Annotated in this window: 1 protein-coding gene; it reads left to right on the forward strand. The window is 65.7% G+C overall.

What is annotated here, in order from left to right; translation table 11 throughout:
• The first annotated feature begins 34 nt into the window (after nucleotides 1-34).
• Entirely contained in the window at nucleotides 35-9766 is a 9732-nt protein-coding gene (locus tag I6F12_RS06490; RefSeq protein ID WP_225155813.1) for a non-ribosomal peptide synthetase, read from the forward strand.

Raw genomic sequence — 9766 nt, forward strand, 5'->3', positions numbered from 1 at the left:
TTTCCGGCGCGCGGCCGGACAGGAATTTTCGAAGATGGATAGATCCAACCTCGTCGAACGCTTGCGAGAGCATGCCGCTTTGCGACCGCAGAAGATGGCTTTGCGGTTCCTCGAAGGCGACGACGTCGCCGACGAGCTGACGTTCGCCGCGCTCGACGCTCGGATCAGGGCGCTTGCGGCTTGGTTTCAGCAGATGGGCGGTACGGGCGAGCGGGCGGTGATCCTGCTTCCGAGCGGGATCAACTATGCCGTCGCATTCTATGCCTGCCTGTATTCGGGCGTAATCGCCGTGCCGGCCTATCCGCCTGAGGGCGGCCCCGAGCGCTATGCGGGACGACTCAACGGTATCCTGCGAGATGCCGCGCCGCGCTTCATCCTGGTGGAGACGGGGCTGCGCGGCCTCATCGAGGCGGCATTGCCCGAGCTCGCCGACGTGCAGATCGTTGCGGTGGACACGATTTCGCCCGATCTCGCGGCGGACTGGCGCGAGACGCGGCCTGCGGCCGATGGGATCGCGTTCCTCCAGTACACATCCGGCTCGACCTCGCAGCCGAAGGGCGTTTGCGTCTCTCACGGCAATCTGGCGGCCAACGAGCGTGCCATCGAAGCGGTTTGTGGCGGAACGCCGGACGACGTGTTTGTGAGCTGGCTGCCGCTCTATCACGACATGGGGCTGATCGGCGGACTTCTGAACCCGCTGTTCACGGGCTTTACCGGCGTCCTGATGTCGCCACGGAACTTCCTGGAGCGGCCACGGCGCTGGCTCGAGGCCATCGACCGTCACGGCGGCACGTTGAGCGGTGGCCCCGACTTCGCGTACTCACTCTGCACCGACCGCATCTCGGAAGAGACCATCCGTCGGCTCGACCTCAGCCGGTGGAGGTTTGCGTTCTCGGGCTCGGAGTTCGTCCGCCGCACCACCTTCGAGAAATTTGGCGACCGGTTTGCGCGGGCCGGGTTCGATCGACGGGCGTTGACGGCTTGCTATGGACTTGCGGAGGCGACGCTGCTGGTCACGGCCAGCGACATCACCGCCGAGACCGTCAGCTACACGCTCGACACCGCGGAACTCGCCGCCGGCCGCATCGCGAGCGCCAGCGAAGGCACGGACCTCGTGGCATGTGGTCGAACTGCTGCTGGTCACGCCGTGCGCATCATGCGCGTCGACGAATCGGCGGTGGCCGAGGCGAATGAGGTGGGCGAGATCTGGGTCACCGGTCCCAGTGTCGCGCTCGGCTACTGGAACAATGTCGAGGCCACGCATCAAGCCTTCGTCGAGCGAGATGGTGCGCGTTGGCTGCGGACCGGCGACATCGGCTTCGTTCGCGACGGCGCACTCGTGGTGGCCGGTCGTCTCAAGGACCTGCTGATCGTTCGCGGGCAGAACGTCTATCCGACGGATGTTGAGCAGGCGGTCGAAGCCGAGGTCGAATCCGTCCGCAGCGGACGGGTTGCCGCCTTTCCCATCGAGGTCGAGGGGCGTGAAGCCATCGGAGTGGCGGCGGAGTTCAGCCGCGCCGTGCTCAAGCGTAGCAATCCGGAAGCGCTCGCACATGCGATCGGCGAAGCCGTGCTCCGGCAGGCGCAGGAATATCCGGCCGTGATCGTTCTGCTGAACCCGCAAGCGATGCCGCTGACGACGAGCGGCAAGCTGCAGCGGTCGGCCTGCGCAACGCGTCTCGCCGACAACACGCTCGACAGCTTCGCGGTGTTCGAGAGAGGGCGTCGCCGCGGCACTGCATCCCTGACGGTGCCGGCGACTGATACCGAGCGCGCCGTCGCTGCGATGTGGTGCGAGGCGCTTGGCGTCGCGGCGGTGCATCGCGAGGACGATTTCTTTGTGCTGGGCGGAAACTCGATCGCGGCTGGCCAAGTAGCCGCGGCGATCCGCGACCGCCTGAACGTGGAAGTGGAGCTGCGCACCTTCTTCGACGCGCCGGCGCTTGCGGCCTTCGCTGGCCGGATCGATGTTTTGGCGGGCACCGGCGCTGGCCGGGCGCTCCCGCCGATCCCATGGGCCGTCGCGGCCGATCGCACGATGCTGTCGCACGCACAGGAGCGGCTCTGGTTCCTCTGGAACATGGATCCTGCTGGGACAGCCTATACCGTTGCGAGCACAATCGGTCTGAAGGGACGGCTCGACCGTGCAGTGCTTTCGCGTGCTTTCGGCGAGATCGTCCGTCGTCACGAGATATTGCGCACCACGTTCATCGCCAGAGACGGCCGTGGGACGCAGCTCGTCCACGATGTCATGAGCATCGGCATTCGGCACGAGGATCTCCGCGCCTATTCTGTGCGGGAGCGCTCCGAGCGCGCGGAGACGGTCAGGCGATCAGAGCTCGGCAAGCCGTTCGATCTCGTGAACGGGCCATTGTTGCGCTTCGTGCTGCTTCAATTCGCGGACGATACGTATGAACTGCTGCTGCTGGCCCATCACATCATCGTCGATGGCAGGTCGCTTGATGTGTTGCTCGAAGAGCTGGCCGCTCTCTATCGAGCCGGTACTGGTCAAGGCGCAGGCGTGCCGCCGGTTCCGGCAATTCAATATGCTGATTTTGCGGCCTGGCAGCGAAGCTGGCTTGCGGGCGGCGAGGGCGATCGGCAGCTCGCCTATTGGCGCGCCAAGCTCGGCGATGTTCACCCGGTGCTGGCGCCGCCGCATGATCGGCCGCGCCCGACGATCCAGAGCCATGCCGGCGATACGATCGGTCTGGCCATCGACGCCGTGCTTGCGTCCCGGCTCCGGGAGATCGCCGGCAAGCAGCGCGTCAGCGTCTTCATGCTGCTGCTCGGCGCATATTACGCGCTGCTCCAGCGCTACACCGGGCAGAGTGATTTGCGTGTCGGCGTGCCGGTCGCCGGGCGCCGGCATACGCAGCTCGAACGACTGATCGGATGTTTCGTCAACACGCTGGTGCTGCGGGCCGAGATGACCGCCGAAGCGAGCTTCACCAGCCTGTTGCGTCAGGTCAGGGAGTCGGTGGTCGAGGCGCTGACGCACCAGGATCTTCCGTTCGAAATGCTGGTCGACGGCCTCAAGCCCGAACGCAGCGGTGGGCAAAATCCCCTGTTCCAGGCGAAGTTCAACTACATGACGGCGCCGGGCGGTTTCTCCGGCGTGGAGGGGCTCGCTGCCGACGTCGACATTGTCGATCTCGCTGGTTCGCATTTCGATCTCGCCCTCGACGTCATCGATGGCGTCGGGATGAAGGTCACGTTCAACTACGCCACCGACCTATTCGATCGTCCGACCATTGCACGGCTGGCGGCGCAATTCGGTTCGATGCTGCGCCAGATCGCCGACAACGCCGAGCGGCGGATATCGGACTTCGTCATCGACGACGGACACCGGCAGACCGTGCCGAGTGAGGCTGCGGCGTTCGGCTTCGCCGATGTGGTGAGCCTTCATCGCGCGGCGACAGTCGATCGACAGACCGCCATCGCCATTCGATGCGGCCGGGGGCAACTGACCTTTGCGGCGCTCGAGCAGCGGTCAAATCGTATCGCACACGCCCTCATCGCGAAGGGCGTGGCACGCGAGACACCGGTTGCGCTGTGGATCGAGCGCTCTCCGGCCTTTGTCGTCGCCTTGCTCGGTGTGCTGAAGGCGGGCGGCTCTTATGTCCCGCTCGATCCGAAATGGCCGTTGGAGCGCGTCCGCCGTATCCTGACCGACGGCGGCATCGACATCATGCTTGCGGCAGGCGACAAATTGACGGATGCGCGCGAGCTGGGCTGCCTGGTGCTCGACGCGGAGGCGGAAGCGGCGCGCGCCGAGGTATCGAGCCTGCCGCTCGACACGATCATTCACCCGGCGCAGACCGCTTACGTCATCTATACCTCCGGATCGACCGGCGCGCCTAAGGGCGTCAGCGTCTCGCACGGGGCCTTGGCCAATTACGTGCAAGCCCTGTTGCAGCGCCTGAAGCCGCGCCCGTCGGCGAGCATGGCGATGGTTTCGACGGTGGCGGCCGACCTCGGCCACACTGTCCTGTTCGGTGCGCTCGCATCCGGCGGCACGTTGCATCTGCTGTCACCGGAGGCCGTGTTCGATGCGGATGCGTTTGCGCAAGCGATGCGCGAGGGCGAGGTCGACATTCTCAAGATCGTGCCGAGCCATCTGCGAGGGCTGCTTCAGGCCTCGCGCTCGGCCGATCTGCTCCCCCGCGACGCGCTCGTCCTGGGCGGCGAGGCGTGCGATGGCGCGCTGCTGGACGACGTCCGGCGCATGCGGCCGGAATGCCGGATCCTGAATCATTACGGGCCCACGGAAACGACCGTCGGTGCGGTGACGCATGAGTGCGCGGCAGGCTGCGAGGACGGTCCGGTTCCAATCGGTCTGCCTCTTGCCAATCTGCGCGTCCATGTCCTCGATGACGCCTTGAACGAGGTGCCGATCGGAGTCGTTGGCGAGCTCTATGTCGGCGGCGCTGGGCTGTCGCGGGGCTATCGCGGCGCGGCGGGCCTGACCGCGGAACGCTTCGTGCCGGATCCGTTCGGCGCCGCGGGCGGGCGCCTCTACCGAACCGGGGATCGTGTCCGCTGCGACCGCGAGGGCCGGCTGGTATTCCTGGGTCGTTCTGATGACCAGATCAAGTTGCGCGGCTATCGCATCGAGTTGGGCGAGGTCGCGCGCGTCATCAAGGCGCTGCAGGGAATCGGTGACGCAGTGGTCGTTTCACGCGCCATCGGTGAAAGTGAGCGCCAGGAGCTGATCGCCTATTGCGTGGCTGAGAGCGGCGCCGCTCCACAGGCCGATGCGATCAAGCAACAGCTGGCTGCAATCGTGCCGGACTATATGGTTCCGTCACACATCGTCATGTTGGCGCAATTGCCGCTGACGCCGAATGGAAAGGTCGATCGTCGCGCCTTGCCCGAACCGGCCGAAGAGGGGGCGTCGGCCGGCTATGCCGCGCCTGCGGGGGATATTGAAATTGCCATCGCGGCGGTCTGGTGCGAGGTGCTCGTTCGCGAGCGCGTCGGCCGTAATGACAATTTCTTCGAACTCGGCGGCGATTCGATTCTGAGCCTGCAGATCATCGCCCGCTTGCGCAAGCGCGGCATCCGGCTCACTCCGAAGCAGATCTTCAGCCAGCAGACGATTGCCGGGTTGGCGACGGTCGCCGTGATATCGGCGGGGACGACCAAAAAGGAGAGACCGGCGGCCAAGGCGTCAGTCGGCGACACCGCATCTGGCATGCCCCATCTGATGCCGATTCAGACGCGCTTCTTCGCCGAGGACATTGCCAACCGGGATCACTGGAACCAGGCGGTTCTGCTGCTGCCCCGTATGCAGGTCGATTGGGAGACGCTGCGGCGCGCGCTTGCGGCCATCTCGGACCATCACGATGCGCTGCGTTTGCGGTTCAAGCAGGTGGATGGCGCCTGGCGGGCGGAGCAGGGCCCGGCACCGGCGTCATCCGAACTGTTATGGATTCACGCGGGCGTCGGCGGCGCGACGGACATCACGGCGCTCGCCCGTGCCGCGCAGGAAAGCCTCTCACTGTCTTCCGGAACGCTGCTGCGCGCGGTCGGCATGGACCTGGCGGATGGTAGCCAACGCTTGCTGCTTGCGATCCATCATCTCGTCGTCGATGGCGTGTCCTGGCGTATCCTGCTGGAAGACCTGGCGTTGGCCTATGACCAGCTGCAGCGTGGCAGTCCCGTCGCGCTGCCGCCGAAGAGCGACTCCTTTGCCTCGTGGAGCGAGCGGCTGCATGCCTATGCGGCAACGGCGGAGATCGCGGCCGAATTGCCGTATTGGCTGGATCGTGGCGCCGGCGCACGCCTGCCATGCAACGACGACCATGGCGATGTCGATCGCGTCGGTGATGGCGGCGAGGTGTCCTTGGTGTTGGATGCCGATCTGACGTCGCAGCTCCTCGAACAGGCGCCGGCTGCCTATCGGACCGGGGCCAACGATCTCCTGCTCGCCGGTCTCGTGCGCACGGTGTCGCGCTGGAGCCAGCACGACGAGATCACCGTGGAGCTCGAAGGCCACGGCCGCGAGGAGATCTTCCCAGATGCTGATGTGTCCCGCACCGTCGGCTGGTTCACGACGGCCTTCCCGGTCCGGCTGAAAGATGCAGGCGACGAGGCGTCGCTGATCAAGGCGGTCAAGGAGACGCTTCGCGCGATTCCAAATCGCGGGATCGGCTATGGCGTGTTGCGCCATCTCGGCTCCGAGCAGCAGCGCCATGCTCTGGCTCAATTGGCGGAGCCGCAGATCGTCTTCAACTATCTAGGCCGCTTTGACGCCAACATAGGCACCAACCAGCGCTTCTCCTTCGCAGCGGAGAGTGCAGGTCCCTCGCGTAGCGCCACGGCACCCATGCGCGGCTGGCTGAACATCACTGGCCTCGTGCGTGACGGCCGATTGGAACTATCTCTCGGATACGGACGCAAGCGCTACCGGGACGCGACGGTCGAGCGGCTCGCCGCACATTACAAGGACGCACTGCGCGAACTGATCGCCCATTGCTGCAACGGAGCGTTCGGCCTCACGCCATCGGATGTCCCGTTGTCTGGGCTCGCTCAAGCCGACCTCGACCGGTTGGCTGCGAACCTGGATCTGCGCGGCATCGAGGACATCTATCCGCTCTCGCCGATGCAGCAGGGCATGCTGTTTCATGCGCTGCGCGACGGTGCCAACGACGCCTATGTGAATCAGGTCGGGCTCGAACTGTTCGGCGTCGATGCGGGCAAGCTGAAAGCCGCGTGGCAGATAGTCAGCGACCGGCATGCGGCCCTGCGGACCGGATTTGTCTGGCAGAACCTGTCGGGCGCAGCGCAGCAGATGGTGCATCGTCATGTGACGGTGCCGTTCGTCGAGGAGGACTGGCGCGGCAGCGCGCCTCCGGATCTGCAAGCCGCGCTGGCGGAGATATCCCGGCGTGAGCGCGAGATGGGCTTCGACATTTCGCAGCCGCCGCTTCAGCGTATCCGTCTGATCCGTCTCGACGACGAGAGGCACTGGCTGATCTGGACCCATCATCACATCTTCGTCGATGGTTGGAGCTCGGCCCGGCTAGTGGCCGAGGTGTTGCAGCAGGCGAGCGGCCGCCCGCTGCCGGCCGTGCAGGGCGGCTATCGCGACTACATTGCATGGTTGCAGGGCCGCGATCGCGAGAGCACCGAGAGGTTCTGGCGCGAGGCTCTGGCAGGGCTTGAGGCGCCCACATTGCTCGCGAACACACTGACGCCCCCCAAAACATCCCTCGCCGAAGGCCATGCCAGCGCCGGGCTTGCGGTGGACGCGGCATTGACCGAGCGGCTGAAGTCCTTTGCCAGGCATGAACGGGTGACGCTCAATACGCTCATCCAGGGCGCGTGGGCACAGCTGCTGCGGCGTCATTCAGGGCAGTCCGCGGTCTCTTTCGGCGTGACCATCTCGGGCCGTCCGGCCGAATTGCCCGGTTCAGAGGAGATGGTGGGCCTCTTCATCAACACGCTTCCCATCGTCGATGCGACCAGCCCGCAAGCTATCGTGGGCGATTGGCTGCGCCAGTTGCAGGAACAGAATTTGGCGCTGCGCGAGCACGGTTGGACGCCGCTCTACGACATTCAGCGCCTCGCCGGCCGTGCCGGGCAGCCGCTGTTCGACAGTATCCTGGTGTTCGAAAACTATCCGATCGACGAGGGGGTGCTGCGAGGCGGGGAAGGTGGTCCGCGGCTGGGACGTGTGGCGCATGTGACGCCGACGAACTATGCGCTGGCGGTCGCGGTGTTCGCCGCCGGCGATCGGCTGAACATTGAATTCAACTATGACCGGAGCCGGGTCGACGAGGCGGCGATCCTGCGCCTTCGCGACATTCTCCACGCCCTGCTGGAACGGATTGCGGCGAATTCGGAATGTGCGCTCGGTGATCTCTCTGCGGCAGTCGAGCAGGACGCGCGACGAGCTCTCGAATGGAGTGGCGCAGCGCGGCTGACCTCCGCATCATCCTGCGCCGACGTCGTGATGCATATCGAAGCACAGGCCGCGCAGGCGCGGTCTGCCATTGCCATCGTCTGCGGCGACCAGCGCATCTCCTATGGCGAGTTGAACGCGCGTGCGAACGCGCTCGCACGACGCCTTCGCCTCTGGAACGTCGGTCCGGATCGGCTGGTCGGCATTGCCTTGAGCCGAAGCCCGGACATGATCATCGCGCTGCTCGCGGTTCTGAAGGCCGGAGGCGCCTATCTGCCGCTCGATCCGGATTATCCGGCCGAGCGGCTTGCCTACATGCTGCGTGACGGCGGCGCGGCGCTGGTCCTGACGCAAGGCGCGCTGCTCGAGCCGCTTGCACCGGTGCTGCGCGAAGCCGGGGTCGAGGCGCTCTGCATCGACGAGCCATCGCCGCGCGCCGGCGAGGACGGCGGGAACCTCGACATCGAAATCCATCCGGACAGCCTGGCCTATGTCATCTACACGTCCGGGTCGACCGGCGCGCCGAAAGGCGTGGCGGTTGCGCGCGGACCGCTGGCGATGCATTGCGAAGCCATCGGCCGGCTGTACCGCATGACCTCGCGTGACCGCGAGTTCCAGACGGCATCGATCAATTTCGACATCGCCCACGAGCGATGGCTGGTGCCGCTGATGACGGGCGGTTCGCTCGTCCTGCCTTCGAAGCCCGGTCTCCTGATTGACGATCTCGTCAGCGAGATGACCCGCAATGCGGTGACCTCGATCTTCCTGCCGCCGGCCTATGCGGATCAATTGAGCGCGGCATTGCGGCAGGGTGGGCGCAGGCTGGCGATCAGGGCCTGTATCGTCGGCGGCGAAGCCTGGTCCGATACCGGGGTCAGGGCATTTCGAGAAGCTTTCATTATCGATCTTCTGGTCAACGCCTACGGCCCGACCGAGACGGTGATCGCGCCGACGGCGTGGATCGTCGACGCCGCCGCGTTGACACCTCACCAGCCCGCACCGATCGGACGGCCCGTTGGTGCGAGGTCGGCGCACATTCTCGATTCCGACCTCAATATCGTTCCCGCCGGCGTCACCGGCGAGCTGTTCATCGGTGGTGTTGGCCAGGCCCGCGGCTATCTGAACCGGGCTGCACTGACCGCGGAGCGGTTCGTCCCCGATCCGTTCAGCGACGATGGCACGCGCCTCTATCGCACCGGCGATCTCGCGCGCTGGCGCAACGACGGCGTGATTGAATATGTCGGCCGCGCCGACCAGCAGGTGAAGATCCGCGGCTTCCGTATCGAGCTCGGAGAGATCGAGGCGCGTCTGCTCGAGCAGCGTGGCGTGCGTGCGGCGGCCGTTGTGGCGGGCGAAGGCCGGACCGGGCGCCAATTGTTCGCCTATGCGAGTGGCGGGCCGTCGCTCGACGGCCGCGCCTTGCGCGATGCACTGTCCGCCGTTCTGCCTGACTACATGGTGCCGTCGTCGGTGACGGTGCTGGAGCAGTTGCCGCTCACCGCTAACGGTAAGATCGATCGGCGTGCACTGCCGGCGCCGGGCGAGGATGCGTTGGCGAGTCGCACCTACGAGGCACCCGAGGACGAGATCGAGCTGGCGCTGGCCGGGATCTGGGCGGAGCTGCTCGACGTCGATCAGGTCGGACGCAACGATCACTTCTTCGAGCTCGGCGGACATTCCTTGCTCGCAGTGCGGGTGCTGAGCCGGGTGTCGCAGGAGATCGGCGTGTCAATCGCGGTCTCGGATCTGTTCGCTCATCCCGATCTTGCCTCATTTGCCCGGGTCGTGTCGATCAGGCTCATCGAGCAAGAATTCGATGCCGAAGAGCTCCAGGAACTGGTGGGAACGGAGCAGTGA

The organism is Bradyrhizobium sp. IC4059, from assembly GCF_020193615.1.
GTDB lineage: Bacteria > Pseudomonadota > Alphaproteobacteria > Rhizobiales > Xanthobacteraceae > Bradyrhizobium > Bradyrhizobium yuanmingense.